At 71.2% G+C, this 25046-nt stretch carries 25 protein-coding genes; 19 read left to right on the forward strand and 6 right to left on the reverse strand.

Features of this window, described 5'->3' with window-relative positions; genetic code table 11:
- Positions 1 to 102 precede the first annotated feature (102 nt).
- Positions 103 to 1779, forward strand: coding sequence for a lytic transglycosylase domain-containing protein (locus ACIPUC_RS26175; protein ID WP_446592581.1), 1677 nt, complete (start codon positions 103 to 105; stop codon positions 1777 to 1779).
- 172 nt (positions 1780 to 1951) lie between these two features.
- Here the strand turns inward: ACIPUC_RS26175 and ACIPUC_RS26180 are convergent, their stop codons facing one another.
- A complete protein-coding gene (locus ACIPUC_RS26180; RefSeq protein WP_030012116.1) occupies positions 1952 to 2155 on the reverse strand; it encodes a cold-shock protein in 204 nt (67 codons plus the stop codon).
- Positions 2156 to 2392: 237 nt separating this feature from the next.
- On the opposite strand from ACIPUC_RS26180, the gene ACIPUC_RS26185 reads away from it, so the two are divergent.
- The 4 genes from ACIPUC_RS26185 (at position 2393) to ACIPUC_RS26200 (ending at position 7155) form a co-directional block, all read left to right on the forward strand.
- Complete coding sequence (locus tag ACIPUC_RS26185) at positions 2393 to 3256, forward strand: menaquinone biosynthetic enzyme MqnA/MqnD family protein (protein WP_446592582.1); 864 nt, start codon at positions 2393 to 2395, stop codon at positions 3254 to 3256.
- 174 nt (positions 3257 to 3430) lie between these two features.
- Positions 3431 to 5239: a serine/threonine-protein kinase gene (locus tag ACIPUC_RS26190; RefSeq protein ID WP_446592583.1), complete on the forward strand. Its 1809-nt coding sequence runs from the start codon at positions 3431 to 3433 to the stop codon at positions 5237 to 5239.
- A gap of 72 nt (positions 5240 to 5311) precedes the next feature.
- Positions 5312 to 6511, forward strand: a complete 1200-nt coding sequence (mqnC, locus tag ACIPUC_RS26195; RefSeq protein ID WP_446592584.1) for a cyclic dehypoxanthinyl futalosine synthase — start codon at positions 5312 to 5314, stop codon at positions 6509 to 6511.
- Positions 6511 to 7155: an imidazolonepropionase-like domain-containing protein gene (locus ACIPUC_RS26200; protein ID WP_446592585.1), complete on the forward strand. Its 645-nt coding sequence runs from the start codon at positions 6511 to 6513 to the stop codon at positions 7153 to 7155. Before mqnC ends, ACIPUC_RS26200 begins: the two co-directional genes overlap by 1 nt.
- Here the strand turns inward: ACIPUC_RS26200 and ACIPUC_RS26205 are convergent.
- Together ACIPUC_RS26205 and ACIPUC_RS26210 are read right to left on the reverse strand one after the other, a co-directional pair.
- Entirely contained in the window at positions 7121 to 7432 is a 312-nt protein-coding gene (locus ACIPUC_RS26205) for a response regulator transcription factor (protein WP_446592586.1), read from the reverse strand. The two genes, ACIPUC_RS26200 and ACIPUC_RS26205, sit on opposite strands and share 35 nt — an antisense overlap.
- A gap of 55 nt (positions 7433 to 7487) precedes the next feature.
- Positions 7488 to 8408, reverse strand: a complete 921-nt coding sequence (locus ACIPUC_RS26210; protein WP_446592588.1) for a DUF3152 domain-containing protein — start codon at positions 8406 to 8408, stop codon at positions 7488 to 7490.
- Positions 8409 to 8652: 244 nt separating this feature from the next.
- On the opposite strand from ACIPUC_RS26210, the gene ACIPUC_RS26215 reads away from it, so the two are divergent.
- Together ACIPUC_RS26215 and ACIPUC_RS26220 are read left to right on the forward strand one after the other, a co-directional pair.
- A complete protein-coding gene (locus ACIPUC_RS26215) occupies positions 8653 to 9345 on the forward strand; it encodes a demethylmenaquinone methyltransferase (protein WP_446592589.1) in 693 nt (230 codons plus the stop codon).
- A 6-nt stretch (positions 9346 to 9351) separates the two neighbouring features.
- On the forward strand, positions 9352 to 10263 hold the full coding sequence (locus ACIPUC_RS26220) for a glutaminase (protein WP_446592590.1): 912 nt from the start codon (positions 9352 to 9354) through the stop codon (positions 10261 to 10263).
- A gap of 171 nt (positions 10264 to 10434) precedes the next feature.
- On the opposite strand, the gene ACIPUC_RS26225 is transcribed toward ACIPUC_RS26220, so the two are convergent.
- On the reverse strand, positions 10435 to 10965 hold the full coding sequence (locus ACIPUC_RS26225) for a GNAT family N-acetyltransferase (RefSeq protein ID WP_446592591.1): 531 nt from the start codon (positions 10963 to 10965) through the stop codon (positions 10435 to 10437).
- A 98-nt stretch (positions 10966 to 11063) separates the two neighbouring features.
- Between ACIPUC_RS26225 and ACIPUC_RS26230 the strand changes: the two genes are divergently transcribed.
- Entirely contained in the window at positions 11064 to 12347 is a 1284-nt protein-coding gene (locus tag ACIPUC_RS26230) for a geranylgeranyl reductase family protein (protein ID WP_446592593.1), read from the forward strand.
- Here the strand turns inward: ACIPUC_RS26230 and ACIPUC_RS26235 are convergent.
- Together ACIPUC_RS26235 and ACIPUC_RS26240 are read right to left on the reverse strand one after the other, a co-directional pair.
- The gene (locus ACIPUC_RS26235) at positions 12313 to 12621 is read right to left on the reverse strand and encodes a hypothetical protein (RefSeq protein WP_446592594.1); all 309 of its coding nucleotides are present in this window, start codon (positions 12619 to 12621) and stop codon (positions 12313 to 12315) included. The two genes, ACIPUC_RS26230 and ACIPUC_RS26235, sit on opposite strands and share 35 nt — an antisense overlap.
- A gap of 108 nt (positions 12622 to 12729) precedes the next feature.
- Entirely contained in the window at positions 12730 to 13569 is an 840-nt protein-coding gene (locus ACIPUC_RS26240; RefSeq protein ID WP_446592596.1) for a C40 family peptidase, read from the reverse strand.
- Between the two features lie 753 nt (positions 13570 to 14322).
- On the opposite strand from ACIPUC_RS26240, the gene ACIPUC_RS26245 reads away from it, so the two are divergent.
- From ACIPUC_RS26245 to nuoK, 11 genes are read left to right on the forward strand one after another with little or no spacing between them, the layout of a single operon-like run.
- Positions 14323 to 14682, forward strand: coding sequence for an NADH-quinone oxidoreductase subunit A (locus tag ACIPUC_RS26245; RefSeq protein WP_008738438.1), 360 nt, complete (start codon positions 14323 to 14325; stop codon positions 14680 to 14682).
- Between the two features lie 15 nt (positions 14683 to 14697).
- Positions 14698 to 15252, forward strand: a complete 555-nt coding sequence (locus tag ACIPUC_RS26250) for a NuoB/complex I 20 kDa subunit family protein (RefSeq protein WP_030010012.1) — start codon at positions 14698 to 14700, stop codon at positions 15250 to 15252.
- The gene (locus tag ACIPUC_RS26255) at positions 15249 to 15968 is read left to right on the forward strand and encodes an NADH-quinone oxidoreductase subunit C (protein WP_446592598.1); all 720 of its coding nucleotides are present in this window, start codon (positions 15249 to 15251) and stop codon (positions 15966 to 15968) included. Before ACIPUC_RS26250 ends, ACIPUC_RS26255 begins: the two co-directional genes overlap by 4 nt.
- Positions 15968 to 17293 (forward strand): NADH-quinone oxidoreductase subunit D, encoded by a 1326-nt coding sequence (locus tag ACIPUC_RS26260; RefSeq protein WP_446592599.1) that lies wholly within the window; start codon positions 15968 to 15970, stop codon positions 17291 to 17293. The genes ACIPUC_RS26255 and ACIPUC_RS26260 overlap by 1 nt, the downstream gene beginning before the upstream one ends.
- Positions 17290 to 18075: an NADH-quinone oxidoreductase subunit NuoE gene (gene nuoE / locus ACIPUC_RS26265; protein ID WP_446592600.1), complete on the forward strand. Its 786-nt coding sequence runs from the start codon at positions 17290 to 17292 to the stop codon at positions 18073 to 18075. The genes ACIPUC_RS26260 and nuoE overlap by 4 nt, the downstream gene beginning before the upstream one ends.
- Entirely contained in the window at positions 18075 to 19424 is a 1350-nt protein-coding gene (gene nuoF / locus ACIPUC_RS26270) for an NADH-quinone oxidoreductase subunit NuoF (protein WP_446592601.1), read from the forward strand. The genes nuoE and nuoF overlap by 1 nt, the downstream gene beginning before the upstream one ends.
- Entirely contained in the window at positions 19421 to 21937 is a 2517-nt protein-coding gene (locus tag ACIPUC_RS26275; RefSeq protein WP_446592602.1) for an NADH-quinone oxidoreductase subunit G, read from the forward strand. The genes nuoF and ACIPUC_RS26275 overlap by 4 nt, the downstream gene beginning before the upstream one ends.
- Positions 21934 to 23304, forward strand: coding sequence for an NADH-quinone oxidoreductase subunit NuoH (gene nuoH / locus ACIPUC_RS26280; protein ID WP_446592603.1), 1371 nt, complete (start codon positions 21934 to 21936; stop codon positions 23302 to 23304). Before ACIPUC_RS26275 ends, nuoH begins: the two co-directional genes overlap by 4 nt.
- A complete protein-coding gene (gene nuoI, locus ACIPUC_RS26285) occupies positions 23297 to 23929 on the forward strand; it encodes an NADH-quinone oxidoreductase subunit NuoI (RefSeq protein ID WP_446592604.1) in 633 nt (210 codons plus the stop codon). The genes nuoH and nuoI overlap by 8 nt, the downstream gene beginning before the upstream one ends.
- Entirely contained in the window at positions 23926 to 24744 is an 819-nt protein-coding gene (locus tag ACIPUC_RS26290; protein ID WP_446592605.1) for an NADH-quinone oxidoreductase subunit J, read from the forward strand. The genes nuoI and ACIPUC_RS26290 overlap by 4 nt, the downstream gene beginning before the upstream one ends.
- Positions 24741 to 25040, forward strand: a complete 300-nt coding sequence (nuoK, locus tag ACIPUC_RS26295; RefSeq protein WP_045946785.1) for an NADH-quinone oxidoreductase subunit NuoK — start codon at positions 24741 to 24743, stop codon at positions 25038 to 25040. Before ACIPUC_RS26290 ends, nuoK begins: the two co-directional genes overlap by 4 nt.
- Positions 25041 to 25046: the final 6 nt, after the last annotated feature.

A 25046-nucleotide genomic window follows, 5' to 3' on the forward strand; every position in this document is an offset into this window, starting at 1 on the left:
CGGGGTGACGGCGAGTCTCCTGTGAAGACCTGATAGACAGTGGATATCCACGGCCCGATCGGCCGTATTCCTTATGACGGCTCCTGGGGGGATCGCCGCACTGTGAAGCCGCTTCACCGTCACCTCGTCAACACCTCGCGCAAGGTCCTGTGCACCGCCGCCCTCGCGGCCAGCCTGACCACCGCCGCGGTCGTGACCAACCCGTCGACCGCCGACGCGGGGGAGTCCGAGCCGACTCCCGACAGCCCGCAGGCCACCGACCGCGGTGACGCGCGGCTGGACCTTCCCGACATCGTCGCCGACCCGCAGCCCGCTGCCGGAGGCACCCCGGTCGAGGGGGCCAGCGGCATACCCGCGACCGCCCTCGACGCCTACCGGCGGGCCGAAGTCTCCGTCGCCGCCGCGCTCCCCGGCTGCCACCTGCCCTGGCAGCTGCTCGCCGGCATCGGCCGGGTCGAGTCCGTGCACGCCTCGGGCTACGGGCTCAAGGCCGACGGCTACACCGAGAAGCCGATCCGCGGCCCCCGCCTCGACGGCAACGGCTTCGCGGAAATCCGCGACACCGACAAGGGCGAGTTCGACGCGGACGCCGAGTACGACCGTGCCGTCGGCCCGATGCAGTTCATCCCCTCCACCTGGGCCACGTGGGGCGCCGACGGCAACGGCGACGCCAAGCGGGACCCGAACAACATCTACGACGCGGCGCTGGGCGCGGGCCTGTACCTGTGCGCGGGCGACCGGGACCTGTCGGTCGAGGCCAAGCTCGACTCGGCGGTCCTCAGCTACAACAACTCGCGCGAGTACGTGAACACGGTGCTCGGCTACATGCGGCAGTACCAGGCCGGCGCCGGCGAGGTCCCGAACCCGCCGGCCGGGAACTACCCGATCGAGACGCCGGGCAGCACCCTGCCCACCCCGCAGACGCCGTCCAGGACCACCCCGGCGCCGACCCCGACGCCCACTCCGACTCCCAAGCCGACCCCCACCCCGACCCCGACGCCCACTCCGACCCCGACGCCGACGCCGACCCCGGCTCCGCGGCTGTCCGAGCTGACGGTGCTCGGCGGCCCCGGCCTCACGGCCGAGGCCGGAGCGGCGTTCGCCGAGGTCCCGCGGGTCAAGGTGGTCCGCAGCGACGGCAAGCCCGCCGCCGGCCAGCAGGTCGTCTTCGCCGTCGAGGCCGACACCACCGGCGGCACCCGCTTCCCGAAGGCCCCGGCCGACTCGCTCGTGGTCGTGGCCGACGCCGAGGGCATCGCGGCCGCGCCCGGCCTCACGGCGGGCCCCGCGGCGGGCACCTTCACCCTGCGGGTCTCGGCCACCGACACGGCCGGCAGGCTCACGGCAGCCTTCACCGGCACGGTCACGGCGAAGCCGGTGGCCGACGCGCTGGCCCGCCCCGACGGCTCGCAGCCGCTGCAGACCGTCGCCGGTCAGGGCATCCGGGACATCACGGTCCTCGCCACGGCCGACGGCAAGGCCGTGGCGGGTACGGACGTCTTCGCCGAGCTGGTGGTGAAGGACGCGGACGGCGCGTGGGTCCCGGTGGACCCGGCGACCGCGAAGAGCCCGTACTTCAAGGACGAGGCGGGCAAGAAGACCTTCAGGCTGCCGCTGCTGAAGTCGGGCGCCGACGGCAAGATCGTCCTGCCGGAGCTCTTCACCGACGCGGACCTGGCCCCGGGCACGTACACGCTGCGCCTGACCACCCCCCAGAAGGTCACCCTCCTCCTGGACATCAAGGTCACCGCCCCGGCGGCCCCGGCCCCGACGCCGTAAGGCCCGCTCAGAACGGCCCTGGGCCCGCACCGTGCAAACGGTGCGGGCCCAGGTCGTTCCCCCGCCCCCTCCCGGAGGGCAAAGGCAGGAGCCCTGCCGCTCTGCTCGCGCAGAGGTGACAGGGCTCCTTGGGTACTGCTTTTCCAACCGCGATTAAGGTTGGCCCAGGCGACTAGGCCGGGGTGACGTTCTCCGCCTGCGGGCCCTTCGGACCCTGCGTGACGTCGAAGTTCACCGTCTGGTTCTCCTCGAGGGAGCGGAAGCCAGAGGCGTTGATCGCGGAGTAGTGGACGAAGACATCCGGGCCGCCGCCGTCCTGGGCGATGAAGCCGAAGCCCTTTTCAGCGTTGAACCACTTCACGGTTCCGGTAGCCATGAGCCCTCCTATGGGCCAAAGGGTCGCCCTGCTCCAGAACCTGCTAAGAAGTCTGAAAACTACAAAAGCCTGCGGGTCACATTCTCCGCAGGCCTCGTACTGCAAGGGAAACCAAACTGCAACTTGCGTCGAGCCTAGCACGCACCCTGCGGCGGAGACCAGAGGGAAAGATCACGTCACTCGGACGTTTGAGACCCGCGGCAAGGCTGACGGTGACCCGGGGGCTAGTCTCGCGATGTGGACGTCTACCGCAGCCGGCCCCGCGTCGGCCACATCCAGTTCCTGAACTGCCTGCCCCTCTACTGGGGCCTGGCCAGAACCGGCACGCTGCTGGACCTGGAGCTGACCAAGGACACCCCCGAAAAGCTCAGCGAGCGCCTGGTCGCGGGCGAGCTCGACATCGCCCCGATCACCCTCGTGGAGTTCCTCCGCAACGCCGACCAGCTCGTCGCCTTCCCCGACCTGGCGGTCGGCTGCGACGGCCCCGTCATGTCCTGCGTGATCGTTTCGCAGGTCCCGCTGGAGCAGCTCGACGGAGCCCGCGTCGCCCTCGGCTCGACCTCCCGTACGTCCGTACGCCTCGCCCAGCTGCTGCTTTCCGAGCAGTACGGGGTCCGGCCCGACTACTACACCTGCCCGCCCGACCTGGGGGTGATGATGCAGGAGGCCGAGGCGGCCGTGCTGATCGGCGACGCCGCGCTGCGCGCCTCGCTCCACGACGCTCCCCGGCTCGGCCTGACCGTGTACGACCTGGGGCAGATGTGGAAGGAGTGGACCGGGCTGCCGTTCGTCTTCGCCGTCTGGGCCGCCCGCAAGGACTACCTGGCCCGCGAGCCCGTCGTCGTGCAGAAGGTCCACGAGGCCTTCCTCGCCTCGCGCGACGTGTCCCTGGAAGAGGTCGCCAAGGTCGCCGAGCAGGCGGCCCGCTGGGAGGCCTTCGACGCGGAGCTGCTGGAGCGGTACTTCACGACGCTCGACTTCCGCTTCGGACCGGAACAGATCGCCGGCGTGCGGGAATTCGCACGGCGTACGGGACCGACGACGGGGTATCCCGCGGATGTGGCCCTGGAGCTCCTGGCGGCGGCCGTCGCGGAACACTGATCGGTCCGGCGTCCGGTAATGACGGATATGCCGTTTCCGGTGAATTCGGTTCCCCTTTCCATTCCCGTCACCCGCGGGGAATGGAAAGGCGCCCGTCCCGGTCTCGCACCCCACTAATGTGCTGCTTGGCCGGGCGACACGAGGGCCCCGGAACCCGGGGGATGGGGGGACACGATGCAGCCGCTGGAAGCCGGTGAGCCGCGGACCATCGGCGCGTACCGGCTGCTGGGCCGGCTCGGCGCGGGCGGCATGGGCCGGGTCTACCTGGGGCGCAGCGCGGGCGGCCGGACCGTCGCCGTCAAGATCGTGCACCCGCACTTCGCCGCCGACGAGGAGTTCCGGGCCCGGTTCCGCCGCGAGGTCGAGGCCGCCCGGCGGGTGGGCGGCGAGTGGACCGCGCCGGTGCTCGACGCGGATCCGGACGCCCCGGTGCCGTGGGTGGCCACCGGCTACGTGGCGGGCCCCTCCCTGGACCGGGCGCTGGCAGCGCACGGCCCGCTGCCCGAGGCCGCGGTACGGGCCGTCGGCGCCGGGCTCGCCCGCGCCCTGGTGGCCGTGCACGGCCTGGGCCTCGTACACCGGGACGTGAAGCCGTCCAACGTGATGCTGACCCTCGACGGGCCCCGGCTGATCGACTTCGGGATCGCGCGGGCCACGGACGGCACCGCCTCGCTCACCTCCACCGGGGTCTCCGTCGGTTCGCCGGGCTACATGTCGCCCGAGCAGATCCTCGGCAAGGGCGTCACCGGCGCCTCCGACGTGTTCTCGCTGGGCGCGGTCCTGGCCTTCGCGGCGACCGGTCGGCCGCCCTTCACCGGGGACAACTCGGCGACCCTCCTCTACAAGGTCGTCCACGAGCCGCCGGAGCTCGGCGCGGTCCCCGCCGGGCAGCTGCGCGAGCTGATCGAGGCCTGCCTGGCCAAGACGGCCGCCGACCGGCCCGCGCCGCAGGCGGTCGTGACGGCCCTGGACGGAGCCCTGACCACCCCGGGCTGGCTGCCCGCGCCCCTGGTCGAGGAGGCCAGCCGGGCCGCGGTCGCCCTGCTCGACCTGGACGCCGATTCCGCCGGAGGCGGGGCCGCGGTGGTACCGGACGCCCCGTCCGGGCCGGTCCCGTTCACCGCCGCCTCCTACGGGGGCCCGGCGGGCGCCGGCTTCGGCACGCCGGGCTCGTACGGCTCGTACGGCTCGTACGGTGCGGCCGCCGGTGCATACGGAAGCCCGACCGAGACGGCGGGCGGGCCGGCTTCCGGTCCGGCGGATTCCGCGCCGCAGGGGACGCCGGGGGCCCCTGCCGGCCCCTACGGGCCCTACGGTCCCCCGCCGTTGGACGCGGCGGGCGGCGGACTGCCGCAGCCCCGTACCGCCCCCGACGGGCGGCAGGTCACCGTCAGCGCGGCCGGCCGCCGCTTCAGCTGCACGCTCGTGCTGGCCGCCGCGGCCGTACTCGCGCTGGTGTCGGGCGGGCTGTACGGGATGGGCCTGCTGCCCGGACTGGGCGACAAGGGCCGCGACACGGCGGCCGGCGAGGGCCCGCGCACCTCCGCGTCGGCGTCCGCGCCGGCGGATCCGGCCGGGACCCCGTCCACCGGGACCACCACCGAGGCCCCCAAGGGGACCCGCCAGGACGTCCCCAAGGAACTCGTCGGCACCTGGAAGGGCACCGTCACCACCGCCCGCATGGGCGTCTCCAGCGAGTTCGAGATCACCATCAAGGCCGGCAAGGTCGGCGAGGTCGTGGCCCGGGACAAGTCGGTCCTGGCGATCCTCGGCACCGACTGCAGCGGCGACTGGAAGCTCGCCTCCGCCACCGACCGCTCCCTCGTCCTGGACACCTCGGGCGGCCCCAACCCGGCTCCCGGGATCTGCTCCAACGGCTCCGCCGACGAGCGGTTCACCCTCAACGCCAACGGCACCCTGCACTACAAGTCGGGGGACGGCCCGGCCGGAAACCCGGAGGGCGACCTGACCCGCAGCCCGTGACGGGGAGCCGCAGGCCCTGGCGTAGGCTGGATCGGTCCGGACCTTGACACACCGCCGAAAGGTGACGCACCGGTGACCGACCAGGCCGCTCTCCAGTCTGTCCTCGACCGCGCCGCCGCAGGGGGCCGGATCACCAAGGAAGAGGCGCTCGACCTCTACCGGTACGCGCCGCTGCACGCGCTCGGCCAGGCCGCCGACGCGGTGCGCCGCCGCCGCTACGCGGGCACCGAGCACATCGCCACGTACATCATCGAACGGAACATCAACTACACGAACGTGTGCGTCACGGCGTGCAAGTTCTGTGCCTTCTACGCGGCCCCCAAGGACACGAAGAAGGGCTGGTCCCGCGACCTCGACGACATCCTGCGCCGCTGCGCGGAGACCGTGGAGCTCGGCGGCACGCAGATCATGTTCCAGGGCGGGCACCACCCGGACTACGGCGTCGAGTACTACGAGCACCACTTCTCCGCCATCAAGAAGGCCTACCCGCAGCTGGTCATCCACTCCCTCGGCGCCTCCGAGGTCGAGCACATGGCCCGCATCTCCGGCGTCTCGGCGGAGGAGGCCATCCAGCGGATCCACGCCGCCGGCCTCGACTCCTTCGCGGGCGCCGGCGCCGAACTGCTGCCGGAGCGCCCGCGCAAGGCGATCGCCCCGCTCAAGGAGTCCGGCGAGCGCTGGCTGGAGATCATGGAGATCGCCCACGGGCTGGGCGTGGAGTCCACCTCCACCATGCTGATGGGCACCGGCGAGACCAACGCCGAGCGCATCGAGCACATCGCGATGATCCGGGACACGCAGGACCGTACGGGCGGCTTCCGCGCCTTCATCCCGTACACCTACCAGCCCGAGAACAACCACCTCAAGGGCCGCACCCAGGCGACGATCTTCGAGTACCTGCGCATGATCGCGATCGCGCGCCTGTTCCTCGACAACATCGCCCACATCCAGGGCTCCTGGCTCACCGTCGGCAAGGAAGCGGGCCAGCTCTCGCTGCACTACGGCGCGGACGACCTCGGCTCGATCATGCTCGAGGAGAACGTGGTCTCCTCGGCCGGAGCCAGGCACCGCTCCAACCGCCAGGAGATCATCGACCTGATCCGCAAGGCGGGCCGCACCCCGGCGCAGCGCGCGACGACGTACGAGCACCTCCTGGTGCACGACGACCCGGCGAACGACCCGGCCGACGACCGCGTGGTCTCGCACATCTCCTCCACCGCCATCGAGGGCGGCACCGCGCACCCCGAGCTGAAGCTCATCTCCACGAACTGATGCTGACGCTCCACACCGCCGAACTCCTCGTCCCCGCCGCGGGATCCGCGCCGCTGCCCGGCGGCGCGGTCCTCGTCGAGGGCGACCGGATCGCGAGCGTGGGACCGTACGAGGCCCTCGCCGCGGCCTATCCGCACGCGCGGGCCCGGCGCTGGCCCGGGGTGCTCACCCCGGGGCTGCTCGTGCGCGGAGCGGACACGCTCCTGGAGCGGACGTACTACCCGGACGATCCGTACGAGACCGCCGAGCTCGGCACCGACCCGATCAGCGGGCAGGACGCGCTCGAGGCGCTGAAGCTGACCGAGGCGCGGTGGGGCAACAGCGCCCGGCGCGGCACCCAGAAGCTGCTGGCGCGCGGGGTGGTGGCGGTCACCGGCCGCTTCGCGATCCCGGCCGTGCGCACGGCGGTGGCCCGCTCGGGGCTCACGATCCTGCCGCCCGCCCCGTACGCGGGCACGCCCGCCCTGGACCCGCTTGCCGGCCGGGACGCGGCCGGAGAGGCCTTCCACGGGGTCCTGGAGCAGGGCGCCCCCGCCCGGTTCGCGGTCTTCGCGGTCCCGGACGCGGCGGCGCTGCTGGCGCAGGGCGCGACCACCTGCGTGGCCACCGTCATCGGGGGCCGGCTTCTGCACCGCCGCCGCTGAGGCCGGTGCCCTCCCGGGCGAGGGCGGCGAGCAGGCAGGCCTGCAGGCGGCTGATACCGCCCAGCTTCGTCCGTATGTTGCCCACGTGGAACTTCACTGTGCTGACGGACAGTTGCAGCTCTGCGGCGAGCTCCGCGTTGGAGGCGCCGGTGGCCAGGCACAGGAACACCGCGGACTCCTGATCCGTCAGCTGCGCCGACGGCGGCGCGTCCGTGGGGGAGGCCTCGTGCGCGTACGGGGGGAACCACGCGGGGACGCTGAAGCTGACGACGCGCACGGTTTCCACTCCTAGCCCCCCGGCCGGCCCATCAGGTGTCAGTCCGGCTCTCCCCCTAAGGGACGTGCGGACCGGACAGGTAGGTTCCGTTCGCGTCGTACGGCCAGGCATTCGACTTGCAGCCGAGCAGTCCCTTGATCTGCTGCATCATCGCGGGCGCGGGCTTGCCGGGGCCCGGGCAGGTCTCGTGCTCGTGGCCGAGCTCGTGCCCGACCTCGTGGTTGACGATCAGCGCCCGGTACTCCTCCACCGGGCCGCTGAACTGCGGCGACCCCTCCTTCCAGCGCTTGAGGTTCACCACCACGGTGTGGCCGGCCCGGCAGTTGGTCTCGCCGATCAGCTCGGGGGTGGCCACCTCGCACAGCCGGTCGGTGGTCGTGGGCGTCGCGATCTTGACGGTGAAGTCCACCGGCTGGCCGGGTCCGGCGAGCTGGAAGCCGTACGCGGGATCCCTGGTCCAGCCGCGCGGGTCACCGAGGATCGCCTCGACGGAGCGGGCGGCGGAGTCCGGGTCGACCCCGCTGCCCTCCTCGACCTCGATCCGCCAGCGGCGTACGGGGCCCTTGCCCTGCGCCGCGCCGGATGCGGCGGAGGCCTTGAAGGCGCCCGTGCCGGTGGCCGGGACCGGTGCGGCGGGGGACGCGGGGGCGGCCGTGGTGGCCGCGGGCGGGCCGGAGGGCGGGGTGGAGGGGGCGCCGGAGGACTGCGCCGGGGCGGGGGAGCGTCTGCCGCCCTGCGCGGCCGCGTCCGATCCCTCGGCGGGTCCGCCGTCCTGCCCGTCGGGCCGGGCTGCCGTCGGCCGTCCGTCCGCCGTACCGCCGTCCTCGCCCGGTGCCATCGCGTACGCGGTCGCCGAGACCGCGGCGAGGGCCGCCGAGCCGAGGATGATCGTACGCCGCAGCCGCTTGCGCCGTTCCGCCCGGCGCCTGGCGCGCGGGCTGAGGCGTGAGCGACCGGTGGAATGGCCTGCCGGCATCGTGAAGCCCTTTGCTCGTGGCGGCCGCCACGGATCCGGCCGCTGGTCAGGCCCATGATCCATTGGGTGACCGTCACCGGGCCGCACCGGCCCCCAGTCAACGCGCCGGGGAGCCCGTGCGGAACTGTCCTTCGGGCCAGTTGTCCGCTTCATCCGACCCGGGGCCTGTCCTTCCTCCCCGGCCCGGCCTGAGAGGATGGGGCGTACCCGCCGATCCGCAGCGCACACCGAGGGGCGAACACCAGTGACAAGGGCTTCCCTGGACAAGCAGCCGCACGAAGTCGCCTCGATGTTCGACGGCGTCGCGGCGAACTACGACCTCACCAACGACGTGCTCTCCCTCGGACAGGCGCGGCTGTGGCGCAAGGAGGTCGCCAAGGCGGTCGGCGCCCGCCCCGGGCACCTCGTCCTCGACCTGGCCGCCGGCACCGCGACCTCGTCGCTGCCGTTCGCCGCGACCGGCGCCTACGTCGTCCCCTGCGACTTCTCGCTGGGCATGCTGCGCGAGGGCAAGAAGAAGCACCCGTGGCTCCCCCTCACGGCGGGCGACGCCACGCGCCTCCCCTTCAAGGACGACGCCTTCGACACCGTGACGATCAGCTTCGGCCTGCGCAACGTCCAGAACACCGACGCCGCGCTGCGCGAGCTGTACCGGGTCACCAAGCCCGGCGGGCAGGTCGTCATCTGCGAGTTCTCGCAGCCCACCTGGGCCCCCTTCCGCACCGTGTACACCGAGTACCTGATGCGCGCCCTGCCGCCCGTGGCCCGGGCCGTCTCCTCCAACCCCGACGCGTACGTGTACCTCGCCGAGTCCATCCGCGACTGGCCCGACCAGCCCGCGCTGGCCGCCCTGCTGCAGAAGGCCGGCTGGTCCAAGGTCGCCTGGCGCAACCTGAGCGGCGGCATCGTGGCGCTGCACCGGGGCTTCAAGGCGTAGGAAGCAGTGGACTACCAGGCACTGCTGGAGCAGATCGCGGCCGACGTCGCCCCGCTGGTGGGCAGCGGCACCCCCGCCGAGTACATCCCGGCGCTCGCCGCCGTGGAACCGGCCCAGTTCGGCATGGCCCTCGCCGACCTCGAGGGCAACGTCTTCGGGGTCGGTGACTGGCAGGTCCCCTTCTCCGCCCAGTCCATCACCAAGGTCTTCGCCCTGGCGCTGGCCCTGGCGGAGGGCGGCGACGGCCTGTGGGAGCGGGTCGGGAGGGAACCGTCCGGCAACCCGTTCAACTCGCTCGTGCAGCTGGAGTACGAGAACGGCATTCCGCGCAATCCGTTCATCAACGCCGGCGCGCTGGTGGTGACCGACCGCCTGCAGACCCTGACGGGCGACGCGAGCAGCGAACTCCTGGACTTCCTGCGCACCGAGAGCGGGAACCCGTCCCTGGCCTTCGACGCGGAGGTGGCCGCCTCCGAGCACGAACACGGCGACCGCAACGCGGCCGTCGCGCACTTCATGGCCTCGTACGGCAACATCGACAACCCCGTACCGGCGCTGCTGGACCACTACTTCTGGCAGTGCTCGATCGAGATGAGCTGCGCCGACCTGGCCAGGGCCGGGCTCTTCCTGGCCCGGCACGGCCTGCGCGCGGACGGCTCCCGTCTCCTCACGCGCAGCGAGGCGAAGCAGATCAACGCGGTGATGCTGACGTGCGGGACGTACGACGCGGCGGGCGAATTCGCCTACCGCGTCGGCCTGCCGGGCAAGAGCGGGGTCGGCGGGGGGATCGTGGCGCTCGTCCCCGGCCAGTGCGTCCTGGCCGTCTGGAGCCCGGGCCTGGACCCCCACGGCAACTCGGTCGCGGGCGTAGCCGCGCTTGACCGCTTCACGACGCTGACGGGCCTGTCCGTCTTCTGACGCGTGCCACCCGTCGCCGGCGCGGCTCACTACACGGCGCTCCGCGCCCGCGCCTCAAACGCCGGCGGGGCTGAAAGTGCCGCTGCGCGGCAATCCAGCCTCAGCCACATCCAGCCCCGCCGGCGTTTGAGGCGCGGGGTCTGGGGCGGAGCCCCAGGTCTTTGAGGCGGGTCAGGGCTGGGTGAGCGTGAGCTCGTAGCGGCGGCCGTGGCGGGTGCCGCTCGGCAGGAGGAAGCGCTCGGCCAGGGTCATGCCCAGCCGCTCCGCCACCGCGATCGAGCGGGCATTGGCGTCGTCGATCATCGCCACCACCCGGGGCACACCGGCCTCCCGGACCCGCTCCAAGGTCGCCAGCGCGGCCGCGTACGCGTACCCGCGCCCCCAGGCGGAGCGGCCCAGCCGCCACCCGATCTCGATCTCCCCCACCGGCCCCCACTCCTTCTCCCGCGGCCACGGCTGCGCGCCCGTGAAGCCGAGCACGCCCCCGTCCTCGTCCAGCAGCGTCCACAGGCAGTAGCCGAGCTGCGCGTCGTGCATGCGCTGGCGCGCGGTGATCTCCACGTACGAGGAGAGCTCCGCCGGTCCGCCGAGGAATTCCATGACGTCCGGGTCGTCGAACACCCCGTGCCAGGCGTGCGCGTCCTCATGCGTGGGCACGCGCAGCTGTACGGCGGGGAGCGGCCGGGTCGGCGAGGTGGTCACAGGAGGCAGCCCTTCGGTTCGCGATCTCTCTCGCTGCATAGACTGCACATGTCCGGTGCCTTTGGGCACCCTTTATCGAGCCTTCGGGAGACCCCGCCGTGACCGAGCCCCTCTCCGAACACTCCGCGGACGTGATCGTCGTCGGGGCCGGGCCCGCGGGCTCGACCACCGCCTACTACCTCGCCAAGGCCGGACTGGACGTTCTGCTGCTCGAGAAGACGGCGTTCCCGCGCGAGAAGGTGTGCGGCGACGGCCTGACGCCGCGCGCCACCAAGCAGCTGGTCGCGATGGGCATCGACATCTCCGAAGAGGCCGGCTGGCTCCGCAACAAGGGCCTGCGCATCATCGGCGGCGGGCAGCGGCTCCAGCTGGACTGGCCGGAACTCGCCTCCTTCCCGGACTACGGACTGGTCCGCAAGCGCGACGACTTCGACGAGACCCTGGCCCGCCAGGCGCAGAAGGCCGGCGCCCGGCTGTACGAGCGCTGCAACGTCGGCGAGCCGGTCCGCGACCCCCGCACCGGGCACATCACCGGCGTGCAGGCGAAGCTGGGCGAGGAGAAGACCCCGGTCACCTTCCACGCCCCGCTGGTCGTCGCCGCCGACGGCAACTCCTCGCGCCTCTCCCTCGCGATGGGCCTGCACCGGCGCGAGGACCGCCCGATGGGCGTCGCCGTGCGCACGTACTTCACCTCGCCCCGGCACGACGACGACTACCTGGAGTCCTGGCTGGAACTGTGGGACCGGCGCGGCCCGCAGGACCGCCTGCTGCCCGGCTACGGCTGGATCTTCGGCATGGGCGACGGCACGTCCAACGTCGGCCTGGGCATCCTCAACTCCTCCTCCGCCTTCAAGGAGCTGGACTGGCGAGAGGTCCTCAAGGCCTGGTGCGCGTCCATGCCGGAGGACTGGGGCTACACCCCGGAGAACATGACGCAGCCGATCCGCGGCGCGGCCCTGCCGATGGCCTTCAACCGGCAGCCGCACTACACCAAGGGCCTGCTGCTGGTCGGTGACGCGGGCGGCCTCGTCAACCCGTTCAACGGCGAGGGCATCGCCTACGCCATGGAGTCGGGCCAGATCGCGGCCGACGTCATCGTGCAGGCGCACGCCCGGTCCACCCCGGCGCAGCGCGAACTGGCGCTGCACAACTACCCGAAGGTGCTGAAGGAGACGTACGGCGGCTATTACACGCTGGGCCGGGCGTTCGTGAAGCTGATCGGCAACCCGAAGGTCATGAAGGTCGCCGCGCAGCGCGGCCTGACGCACCCGGTGCTGATGAGGTTCACGCTGAAGATGCTCGCCAACCTCACCGACCCGACGGGCGGCGACGCGATGGACCGCATCATCAACGGTCTGTCGAAGGTGGCCCCGAAGGCCTGAGGCCGCTGTCCGGCGGGCCGGGCGGGGTCTCCCCGTTGCGGTCCGCCGCCGCGTGCACGGTATGCACGCACCTGACGAGCAGGACCAGCCCGCACAGCAGCATCGCGCCCGAGGCGGTCCAGCCCAGCACCAGGGTGAGCGCGTGCCCGGGCTTCTGCCACGGGCGGGCGGTGGTCAGGAGCCAGCCGCCGAGGGCGAGGAGGCCGAGCCCGAGCGCGGCCGGGGCGGCCGCGGGGTCGCCGGCGCCGTGGTTCTCGTACGGCTTCAGGTTCACGCCGCCATCTTCGCAGGGCCTTGGCCGAGAGCAGGGCGAAGGGCCGGTACTCCACCCCCGAGCGGGGGAGTACCGGCCCTTGCGGCCTTGTGGAGCGTCTCAGGCGTCTCAGAGGACGCGGACGGCGCCCGTCGGCTTGTCGTAGCTCAGGCTGCGCTCGACGATGCCCGTGCTGGGGTTCTGCGCGCCGACGAACTTGCCGCCGCCGACGTAGATGGCGACGTGGTACGCGCTGCCCTTGGAGCCCCAGTACAGGATGTCGCCCGGCTGCAGGGCGCTCAGCGACACCGAGGTGCCGGCCGAGGACTGCGCCTGGGACATGCGCGGCAGGGAGATGCCGGCCTGGCGGTAGGCGGCCTGGACGAGGCCGGAGCAGTCGAACGAGGACGGGCCGGTGCCGCCCATGACGTACGCCTTGCCGACCTGCGCGCGGGCGAAGTTCACGATGGCGGCGGCGGAGCCGGTCGCCGGGGCGGCCACGGAGGCGCCGGAGCCGTCGCTGGGGGTCGACTTGGTCGACAGGGTGGTGCGGGAGGTGCTGCGGTTGGCGCGCTCGGCCTCGGCCTTGCGGTCCGCCTCTTCCTGGGCCTTCTTGGCCGCTGCCTCGGCGTCGGCCTTCTTCTGGGCCTCTTCCTTGGCCTGCTTCGCCTCGGCGGCGGCGCCGGTACGGGCGCTCTCCTCCTGGGCGGTCAGTTCACCCTCGACGGCGGCCGCGCGGGTGTTCTCGGCGGCTGCGGCGACGGCGGAGGAGACCTCGGCGGCCAGGTCCAGGTTCAGGACCGGCATTTCGAGCGTCGTCTCGGCCACGGGCTCGGCGGGGGACGCGCTCGCGGTGCCGGCCATGGCGAGGGTGCTGAGGACGCCACCGGCAACTCCGGCGCGGACCGCGAGCTTCGAGGCGCTGCGGCGGGGCTTCCGGTGGCTGGGTATGTGAGCGGTGATGGACATGAGGACAACCGCTATCAGGGCGTGCGGGTTCCCTTCAAGAAACGTGGCTTGCGCCACAGTTGCGCGCGAAAGGCGCTAACCGGGCGCGCCGCGCTCCTTATTGACGCCGTAACGGGCAGAACGGACACCCTTTCACAAGGCTGTGATCATGGGGTTTCCGCAATTAGTCCGATTTGATCCTCGGCCTACCATCCCTCCGCACAGATGGCCAAGCCCTCTTTCCGCGTCACGAAACGGGAGTGGCGCAGGTCACAGGAGCATCACACTGTGCGGACACTGTGGGCCTCCCGTGACCTCGCCGTGAACTCCCCGCCCGGGTTCGTGAACGGATGCACGCGCCGGAGGCGTCCCGGAACCCGCTTGTGCCCCGTGTCCACCTCCGTACACGGGGGCTCCCCCGACCGGGCGACGCCGGTTCCTTTATCACCACGACGGGCGCAGTGCCAATTTGCCTGCAAGGGCCATCATTTGATAGAGCGACAGCCCTTCTACCTGCGGTAACCGGCCCGGATGTCACCTTTGGTGATCATGTGGATGCTTCGCGTACGAAGATCACCACTCATCGGACTTCATGATCGTTCGTCGGGTGGTGGAGATCACAAACACGGTGTTGCAACCCGTGTCGCAGATCACAGAGGAGCGGGCATAAGATGCGCAGCAGTCCGGCTTGTGAACTGCCTCACATGCGAGAGGCGGGGCACTCGGCGCCGGCAGCGGTCCAACGGTCAAGGACGACTGGAAGGAGCGAGGAGCGTGAATGCGTACGCGCCCATCCTCGTGCTCGGCGCCCTCGGCGCAGGGTTTGCGATCTTCTCCGTGGTCATGGCCACGCTGATCGGCCCAAAACGGTACAACCGGGCGAAGCTTGAGGCGTACGAGTGCGGCATCGAGCCGACTCCGGTGCCGGCCGGCGGCGGCCGCTTCCCCATCAAGTACTACCTGACGGCGATGCTCTTCATCGTCTTCGACATCGAGGTTGTCTTCCTCTACCCCTGGGCCGTCACCTTCGACTCCCTGGGGATCTTCGGGCTCGTCGAGATGCTGCTCTTCGTGCTCACCGTCTTCGTGGCCTACGCCTACGTGTGGCGCCGCGGCGGCCTGGAATGGGACTGAGGGGCTGAATTTCCCATGGGACTGGAAGAGAAGCTGCCGAGCGGCTTTCTGCTGACCACCGTCGAACAGGCGGCGGGCTGGGTGCGCAAGTCGTCCGTCTTTCCCGCGACGTTCGGCCTTGCCTGCTGCGCCATCGAGATGATGACCACCGGCGCGGGCCGATACGACCTGGCCCGCTTCGGCATGGAGGTCTTCCGGGGATCCCCCCGGCAGGCCGACCTGATGATCGTGGCCGGCCGGGTCAGCCAGAAGATGGCGCCGGTGCTGCGCCAGGTGTACGACCAGATGCCGGCTCCCAAATGGGTCATCTCCATGGGGGTGTGCGCATCTTCGGGCGGAATGTTCAACAACTACGCGATCGTCCAGGGCGTCGACCACATCGTCCCGGTGGACATCTACCTCCCCGGCTGCCCGCCGCGCCCCGAGATGCTGATGGACGCGATCCTCAAGCTCCACCAGAAGATCCAGGGCTCGAAGCTCGGCGTGAACCGGGAAGAGGCGGCACGTGAGGCGGAGGAGGCGGCCCTCAAGGCCCTCCCCATCATCGAGATGAAGGGGCTGCTCCGGTGAGCGAGACCCGAGAGCCGGAGAACGGCAACAACGTCCCCGCCCCGCGCGCGAGCGGCCCCGAGGTCATCGGCGTCCGCAAGGGCATGTTCGGAGCGGATGCAGGCGGCGACACCAGCGGCTACGGCGGCCTGGTGCGCACGGTGGCCCTGCCCGGCGCGACCAGCCGCCCGTACGGCTCCTACTTCGACGAGGTGGCCGACGAACTCGAAGGCGCCCTGGAGGAGCAGGACCTGGTCCCCGAGAACGCCATCGAGAAGACCGTGGTCGACCGGGGCGAGCTCACCTTCCACATCGCCCGCGAGCACCTCGTACGCGTCGCGCGCACCCTGCGCGACGACCCCGCCCTGCGCTTCGAGCTCTGCACCGGCGTCTCCGGCGTGCACTTCCCCGGCGACAAGGGCCGCGAGCTGCACGCCGTCTACCACCTGCGCTCGCTCACCCACGGCCGGATCCTGCGGCTGGAGGTGTCCGTCCCCGACAGCGACCCGCACGTCCCCTCGCTCGTCGCGGTCTACCCGACCAACGACTGGCACGAGCGCGAGACGTACGACTTCTTCGGCCTGATCTTCGACGGGCACCCGGCCCTCACCCGGATCATGATGCCGGACGACTGGCAGGGCTTCCCGCAGCGCAAGGACTACCCGCTCGGCGGCATCGCCGTCGAGTACAAGGGCGCCCAGATCCCGGCTCCCGACCAGCGGAGGTCGTACAGCTGATGTCCACCAACAATCACGCCTCCGCGCGCGAGACGACCGAAGGCACCGTCTACACCGTCACCGGCGGCGACTGGGACGAGATCGTCCAGTCCGCGGCCAAGGCCGACGACGAGCGGATCGTCGTCAACATGGGCCCGCAGCACCCGTCCACCCACGGTGTGCTCCGCCTGATCCTGGAGATCGACGGCGAGACCGTCACCGAGGCCCGCTGCGGCATCGGCTACCTGCACACCGGCATCGAGAAGAACCTCGAGTTCCGGAACTGGACGCAGGGCACCACCTTCGTGACGCGCATGGACTACCTGACGCCGTTCTTCAACGAGACGGCGTACTGCCTCGGCGTCGAGAAGCTGCTCGGCATCACCGACCAGATCCCGGACCGCGCCACCGTCATCCGCGTCCTGCTGATGGAGCTCAACCGGCTCTCCTCCCACCTGGTGTGCATCGCCACCGGCGGCATGGAGCTGGGCGCGACCACGATCATGATCTACGGCTTCCGCGACCGCGAGCTGATCCTCGACGTCTTCGAGCTGATCACCGGACTGCGCATGAACCACGCGTTCGTCCGCCCCGGCGGCCTGGCGCAGGACCTGCCGCCGGGCGCCGTCGACCAGCTGCGCGAGTTCGTGAAGACCATGAAGAAGAACCTGCCGGAGTACGACAAGCTCGCCACCGGCAACCCCATCTTCAAGGCCCGCATGCAGGACGTCGGCTACCTCGACCTCACGGGCGCCATGGCGCTGGGCGCCACCGGCCCGATCCTGCGCTCCGCCGGCCTGCCGCACGACCTGCGCAAGTCGGACCCGTACTGCGGCTACGAGAACTACGAGTTCGACGTGCCGACCACCGACACCTGCGACTCCTACGGGCGCTTCCTGATCCGCCTGGAGGAGATGCGCCAGTCGCTGCGGATCGTCGAGCAGTGCCTGGACCGGCTGGAGCCGGGCCCGGTGATGGTCGCCGACAAGAAGATCGCCTGGCCGGCGCAGCTGGCCATGGGCCCCGACGGGCTCGGCAACTCGCTCGACCACATCAAGAACATCATGGGCACCTCCATGGAGGCCCTCATCCACCACTTCAAGCTGGTGACCGAGGGCTTCCGGGTACCGGCCGGGCAGGTGTACGCGGCCGTCGAGTCGCCCAAGGGCGAGCTCGGGGTGCACGTGGTCTCCGACGGCGGCACCCGCCCCTACCGGGTCCACTTCCGCGACCCGTCCTTCACCAACCTCCAGGCCATGGCAGCGATGTGCGAGGGCGGCCAGGTCGCCGACGTCATCGTCGCCGTCGCCTCCATCGACCCCGTGATGGGAGGCGTCGACCGATGACAGAGATCAGTCTGGGTATGCCCCAGCTGCCCGCCCCCGACTTCCCGGCGGAGGTACGCGAGCGCCTCGAAGCGGACGCCAAGGACGTCATCGCCCGCTACCCCGACAGCCGCAGCGCGCTGCTGCCGCTGCTGCACCTGTGCCAGTCGCAGGAGGGCTACGTCTCGCGCACCGGCATCCGCTTCTGCGCCGAGGTGCTGGGCCTGACCACCGCCGAGGTCACGGCCGTGGCCACCTTCTACACGATGTACCGGCGCAAGCCCTCCGGCGACTACCAGGTCGGCGTCTGTACGAACACCCTGTGCGCGGTCATGGGCGGCGACGCCATCTTCGACGAGCTCAAGCAGCACCTCGGAGTCGGCAACAACGAGACCACCGCCGACGGCAAGGTCACCCTCGAGCACATCGAGTGCAACGCGGCCTGCGACTTCGCCCCCGTGGTGATGGTCAACTGGGAGTTCTTCGACAACCAGACCCCCGAGTCCGCCAAAGCACTGGTGGACGACCTGCTGGCCGGCCGGGAGGTCGTGCCGACCCGGGGCGCGCCGCTGTGCACGTACAAGGAGACCGCCCGGATCCTGGCGGGCTTCCCCGACGAGCGCGAGGGCGCGGTCGAGGCGAGCGGCGGCGCGGGCCCCGCCTCCCTGATCGGGCTGCGCATCGCGCGCGGCGAGACCCCGCACACCCCGATCGTGCACCCGCGCGGCGAGGCACCCGGCGAGAACCGCGGCGAGAACCGCGGCGAGAACCGCGGCGAGACCGGCACCGAGGGAGGGGAGTGATGTCCGTGTCCACCGAACTGAGCAAGAACGGCACGAGTCCGGAGAAGCTCCTCGCCCCAGTGCTGTCGGCCTTCTGGGACGAACCGCAGTCGTGGACGCTGGAGACCTACCGGCGGCACGAGGGCTACGAGGGCCTGCGCAAGGCCCTCGCGATGACCCCGGACGACCTCATCGCCTACGTCAAGGACTCGGGTCTGCGCGGACGCGGCGGCGCGGGCTTCCCCACCGGCATGAAGTGGCAGTTCATCCCGCAGGGCGACGGAAAGCCGCACTACCTCGTCGTGAACGCGGACGAGTCGGAGCCGGGAACCTGCAAGGACATCCCCCTCCTCTTCGCCAATCCGCACTCCCTCATCGAGGGAATGGTCATCGCCTGCTACGCGATCCGCTCGCAGCACGCCTTCATCTACCTGCGCGGCGAGGCCGTGCCGGTCCTGCGGCGCCTGCACGAGGCGGTGCGCGAGGCGTACGAGGCCGGATACCTCGGAAAGGACATTCTGGGGAGCGGCCTCGACCTCGACATCACGGTGCACGCGGGAGCGGGCGCGTACATCTGCGGCGAGGAGACGGCACTGCTCGACTCCCTCGAAGGCCGGCGCGGTCAGCCCCGGCTGCGTCCCCCCTTCCCTGCCGTGGAGGGGCTCTACGCGTGCCCCACTGTCGTCAACAACGTGGAGTCCATCGCCTCGGTTCCCGCGATCCTGAACAAGGGCAAGGACTGGTTCAAGTCGATGGGGACCGAGAAGTCCCCCGGCTTCACCCTGTACTCGCTCTCCGGGCACGTCGCGGGCCCCGGCCAGTACGAGGCCCCGCTCGGCATCACCCTGCGCCAGCTGCTCGACATGAGCGGCGGGATGCGGCCCGGGCACCGGCTGAAGTTCTGGACCCCGGGCGGCTCCTCCACCCCCATGTTCACGGACGAGCACCTCGACGTCCCGCTGGACTACGAGGGCGTGGGCGCGGCCGGCTCGATGCTCGGCACCAAGGCGCTCCAGTGCTTCGACGAGACGACCTGCGTCGTGCGGGCCGTGACCCGGTGGACCGAGTTCTACGCCCACGAGTCCTGCGGCAAGTGCACACCCTGCCGCGAAGGCACGTACTGGCTGGTCCAGTTGCTGCGCGACATCGAGGCCGGCAAGGGCGTCATGTCGGACCTCGACAAGCTGAACGACATCGCCGACAACATCAACGGCAAGTCCTTCTGCGCGCTCGGCGACGGCGCCGCCAGCCCCATCTTCTCCTCGCTCAAGTACTTCCGCGGGGAGTACGAGCAGCACATCACGGGCAAGGGCTGCCCCTTCGACCCCAGGAAGTCGACCCTCTGGGCTGACACGGAGGTGAACGCATGACCGTCACCAGTAACGCTCCCGCGGGTGGCGGAGCGGCAGCAGGGCGACCGAAGGACGCCGAGAACGCAGTGTCCCTCACCATCGACGGCATCGAGCTGTCGGTCCCCAAGGGCACCCTCGTCATCCGGGCCGCCGAGCAGCTCGGCATCGAGATCCCCCGGTTCTGCGACCACCCCCTCCTCTCCCCGGCCGGCGCCTGCCGCCAGTGCATCGTCGAGGTCGAGGGCCAGCGCAAGCCGATGGCCTCCTGCACCATCACCTGCACCGACGGCATGGTCGTCAAGACCCAGCTCACCTCCCCGGTCGCCGACAAGGCCCAGCGCGGGGTGATGGAGCTGCTGCTCATCAACCACCCGCTGGACTGCCCGGTCTGCGACAAGGGCGGCGAGTGCCCGCTGCAGAACCAGGCGATGACGCACGGCAACGCGGAGTCCCGGTTCGAGGGGCGGAAGCGGACGTACGAGAAGCCGGTCCCGATCTCCACCCAGGTGCTGCTGGACCGCGAGCGGTGCGTGCTGTGCGCGCGCTGCACCCGCTTCTCCAACGAGATCGCCGGCGACCCGATGATCGAGCTGCTGGAGCGCGGCGCGCTCCAGCAGGTCGGCACCGGCGAGGGCGACCCCTTCGAGTCGTACTTCTCCGGCAACACCATCCAGATCTGCCCCGTCGGCGCCCTCACCTCCGCCGCGTACCGGTTCCGCTCCCGCCCCTTCGACCTCGTCTCCTCCCCGAGCGTGTGCGAGCACTGCGCGGGCGGCTGCGCGACCCGGACCGACCACCGCCGCGGCAAGGTGCTGCGCCGGCTGGCCGCGGAGGACCCCGAGGTCAACGAGGAGTGGATCTGCGACAAGGGCCGCTTCGGGTTCCGCTACGCACAGCAGCGCGACCGGCTCACCACCCCGCTGGTGCGCAGCGCCGCCGGTGTCCTGGAGCCCGCGAGCTGGCCCGAGGCCCTGGAGGCGGCGGCGAACGGGCTCGCCGCCGCGCGCGGCCGGGCCGGGGTGCTGACCGGCGGACGGCTCACCGTCGAGGACGCCTACGCGTACGCCAAGTTCGCGCGGGTGGTCCTGGACACCAACGACATCGACTTCCGGGCCCGGATCCACAGCGCGGAGGAGGCCGACTTCCTGGCCGCCACCGTGGCCGGCACCGGCAAGGACCTCGACGGCAGCGGGGCCACGTACGCCTCGCTGGAGGCGGCACCCGCCGTCCTGCTCGCCGGCATCGAGTCCGAGGAGGAGGCCCCCGGGGTCTTCCTGCGGCTGCGCAAGGCCCACCGCAAGCACAAGCAGCGGACCTTCGCCCTCGCCCCCTTCGCCACCCGCGGCCTGGCGAAGGCGGGCGGCACCCTGCTGGCCGCCGCCCCCGGCACCGAGCCCGAGTGGTTCGACGCCCTCGCCACCCGGACCGGCCTGGAGGCGGGCGGCGCGGCCGCCGCCGACGCGCTGCGCCAGAGCGGCGCGGTCATCGTCGTCGGCGAGCGCCTCGCCGGGGTGCCCGGTGCGCTGACCGCCGCCGTTCGGGCCGCCACCGCGACCGGCGCGACGCTGGTGTGGATCCCGCGCCGGGCCGGTGAGCGGGCCGCCGTCGAGGCGGGCGCGCTGCCGTCCCTGCTGCCCGGCGGCCGTCCGGCCACCGACCCGCGGGCCCGTGACGAGGTCGCCACCGCCTGGGGACTGGACGAACTCCCGCACCGCTACGGCCGCGACACCGGCCAGATCGTCGAGGCCGCGGCCACCCGCGAACTGTCCGCGCTGCTGGTGGCGGGCGTCGAGGTCGCGGACCTGCCGGACCCGGCCCGCGCGCGGACCGCGCTCGAGGAGGCCTTCGTGGTCTCCCTGGAGCTGCGGCCCAGCGAGGTCACCGAGCACGCGGACGTGGTCTTCCCGGTGGCCGCGGTGGTCGAGAAGGCGGGCGCCTTCATCAACTGGGAGGGCAGGGTCCGGCCGTTCGAGGCCGCCCTCAAGCCCGACCAGATGACCCGCCGGCCCGCCCCGGCCGACGGCCGCGTGCTGCACATGCTGGCCGACGCCGCCGACCGGCCGATCGCGCTGGGCGACGTACACGCCGTACGCCGGGAGCTGGAGCGGCTCGGCCCGTGGGAAGGACCGCTCGCCACCGAGCAGTCCACCGACCCGGTGCCGCTGCCCCGACCGGGCACCGGCGAGGCGGTCCTGGCGGGCCACCGGCTCCTCCTCGACCTGGGCAGGCTCCAGGAGGGCGACGAGGCCCTGGCCGGCACCCGGCACGAGGCGAGCGCCCGGCTCTCGGCGGCCACGGCGGCCGAGACGGGCGTCAAGGACGGGGACGTCCTCGCGGTCACCGGTCCGGCCGGCTCCGTGGAACTGCCCCTGCGGATCACCGAGATGCCCGACCGCGTGGTCTGGCTCCCGCTGAACTCCACCGGGTCCGGGGTCCTCTCCGACACCGGAGCCCGCCCGGGCACCCTCGTCCGGATCGGCCCCGCGACCCCGGCCGGCACCGGCGACACCACTGCGGAGGTGGGCGCGTGAACGCGGTACAGCTTGCCGCCGAGGACCTGACCCTGTTCGGCAGGGACGTCTGGTGGCTCGTCGTCATCAAGGCGGTGTTCTGCTTCGCCTTCCTGATGGTGACCGTGCTCTTCTCCATCGTGTGGGAGCGCAAGGTCGTCGCCTGGATGCAGCTGCGCATCGGCCCCAACCGGCACGGCCCGTGGGGCCTGCTCCAGTCGCTCGCCGACGGCGTCAAGCTGATGCTGAAGGAAGACGTCATCGTCAAGCGGGCCGACAAGGTGGTCTACGTCCTGGCCCCGATCATCGCGGCGATCCCGGCCTTCATGGCCATCGCGGTGATCCCCTTCGGCCCGGCCGGCAACGAGGTCTCCATCTTCGGCCAGCGCACCACGATGCAGCTGACCGACCTGCCCATCGCGATGCTCTACATCCTCGCGGTGGCCTCGGTCGGCATCTACGGCATCGTGCTGGCGGGCTGGTCCTCCGGCTCGACCTACCCGCTCCTCGGCGGCCTGCGCTCCTGCGCGCAGATGATCTCCTACGAGATCGCGATGGGCGCCGCCTTCGCCTCGGTCTTCCTCTACTCCGGGTCGATGTCGACCTCGGCGATCGTCGAGGCCCAGGCGGACCGCTGGTACATCGTCCTGCTGCCGGTCTCCTTCATCATCTACGTCATCACGATGGTCGGCGAGACGAACCGCGCCCCCTTCGACATGCCGGAGTCCGAGGGCGACCTGGTCGGCGGCTTCAACACCGAGTACTCGTCCATCAAGTTCGCGCTGTTCATGCTCGCCGAGTACGTCAACATGGTCACCGTCTCGGCGGTCTCGGTCACCCTCTTCCTGGGCGGCTGGCGGGCCCCGTACCCGATCAGCACCTTCTGGGAGGGCGCGAACCACGGCTGGTGGCCGATGCTCTGGTTCGTCCTCAAGGTGCAGCTGCTGCTCTTCTTCTTCATCTGGCTGCGCGGCACGCTGCCCCGCGTGCGCTACGACCAGCTGATGAAGCTCGGCTGGAAGGTCCTGATCCCGGTCTCCGTGGTCTGGCTGATGCTGGTCGCGACCGTCCGGGCGCTGCGCAACGAGCAGTACGACTTCAGCGAGATCGTCCTCTACGTCGGCGGCGCCGTCGTGGCGATCCTGCTCCTCTCCTTCGTCGCGGACCTCTTCCGCGACAAGCGCGAGAAGGCGGCTGCCGCGGAGGCCGGCAAGGCCGCCGCGGAAGAGCCCTTCGACCCGCTCGCGGGGGGATTCCCCGTACCGCCCAAGCCCGGCCAGCACCTGGCACCCGTACCGCGCAGGCGGCCCCGCGCGGAGCGGGAGCTGATTGTCAGTGGCGGGACGAATACTGAGAGTGACCGAGAGGAGGGTGCAGAGAATGTCTGACGCTGACCAGAGCGAGAAGTGGCAGAACCCGGTGGCCGGCTTCGGCGTGACCTTCAAGGCCATGTTCAAGAAGCGCCTCACCGAGCAGTACCCGGAGCAGCAGAAGACCACGGCCCCGCGCTTCCACGGACGGCATCAGCTCAACCGGCACCCCGACGGTCTGGAGAAGTGCATCGGGTGCGAGCTGTGCGCCTGGGCCTGTCCCGCCGACGCCATCTACGTGGAGGGCGCGGACAACACCGAGGAGGAGCGCTACTCCCCGGGCGAGCGGTACGGCCGGGTCTACCAGATCAACTACGCCCGCTGCATCCTGTGCGGGCTGTGCGTCGAGGCGTGCCCGACGAGGGCGCTCACCATGACGAACGAGTTCGAACTGGCCGACTCCAGCCGCGAATCGCTCATCTACACCAAGGAGCAGCTGCTCGCCGGCCTGACCGAGGGCATGGTCGAGGCACCGCACTCGGTCTTCCCCGGCACCGACGAGCAGGACTACTACCGCGGCTTGGTGACGGGGGCCGCCCCGGGCACGGTCCGGCAGGTCCCCACCGACGGGGCGGCCCCGCAGGAGGCGGCCTCCAACTCCGGGCCGAACGAACCCGCCGCGCAGGAGGTGATCGGACGATGAGCGCTTCGCTCGCCGCGGCCGCCACCTCGCTCACCTCCACCGGTGAGGCCGTGCAGTTCTGGATCCTCGGCACGGTCGCCGTCATCGGCGCGCTGGCCACGATCCTGATGAAGAAGGCCGTGCACAGCGCCCTCAGCCTGGCCGGGACGATGATCGTCCTGGCGGTCTTCTACCTCGCCAACGGGGCGTACTTCCTGGGCGTCGTCCAGGTCATCGTCTACACCGGCGCGATCATGATGCTCTTCCTCTTCGTGGTCATGCTCGTCGGCGTCACCGCCGCCGACTCCCTGAAGGAGACCATCAAGGGACAGCGCTGGCTGGCCGTGCTGTGCGGGCTCGGCTTCGGCATCCTGCTGATCGCCGGCATCGGCAACGCCCGGCTCACCCACTTCAACGGACTGGGGCGGGTCAACTCCGCCGGGCACGTCGAGGGCCTGGCCCAGCTGATCTTCACCAAGTACGTCTTCGCCTTCGAGCTCACCGGCGCGCTGCTCATCACCGCGGCCGTCGGCGCGATGGTGCTCACGCACCGCGAGCGCACCGAGCGGGCCGCCACCCAGCGCGAGCTGTCCGAGAAGCGCGTCCGCGAGGGCGTGCAGCTCCCGCCGCTGCCCGCGCCCGGCGTCTACGCCCGGCACAACGCGGTGGACATCGCCGGTCTGCTGCCGGACGGCACCCCGTCCGAGCTGACGGTCAGCAAGACCCTGCGCGCCCGCGGCCAGATCCGGGACGTCTCCGCGGAGGCGCTGTCCGACCTCAAGGCACTGGAGCAGGCCTCCTCGGAGCGCCTCGGCCGTGAGGAGGCCTCGCAGTGAATCCGGTCAACTACCTGTACCTGGCTGCCCTGCTGTTCACCATCGGCGCGGCCGGAGTGCTCATCCGCAGGAACGCGATCGTGCTGTTCATGTGCGTCGAGCTGATGCTCAACGCCTGCAACCTCGCCTTCGTCGCCTTCTCGCGGATGCACGGCAACCTCGACGGCCAGATCATCGCGTTCTTCACGATGGTCGTCGCCGCCGCGGAGGTCGTGGTCGGCCTGGCGATCATCGTGTCGCTGTTCCGTACCCGCCACTCGGCCTCGGTCGACGACGCCAGCCTGATGAAGCTGTAAGGGGCG

The sequence above is a fragment of the Streptomyces sp. LARHCF249 genome, from assembly GCF_052871255.1.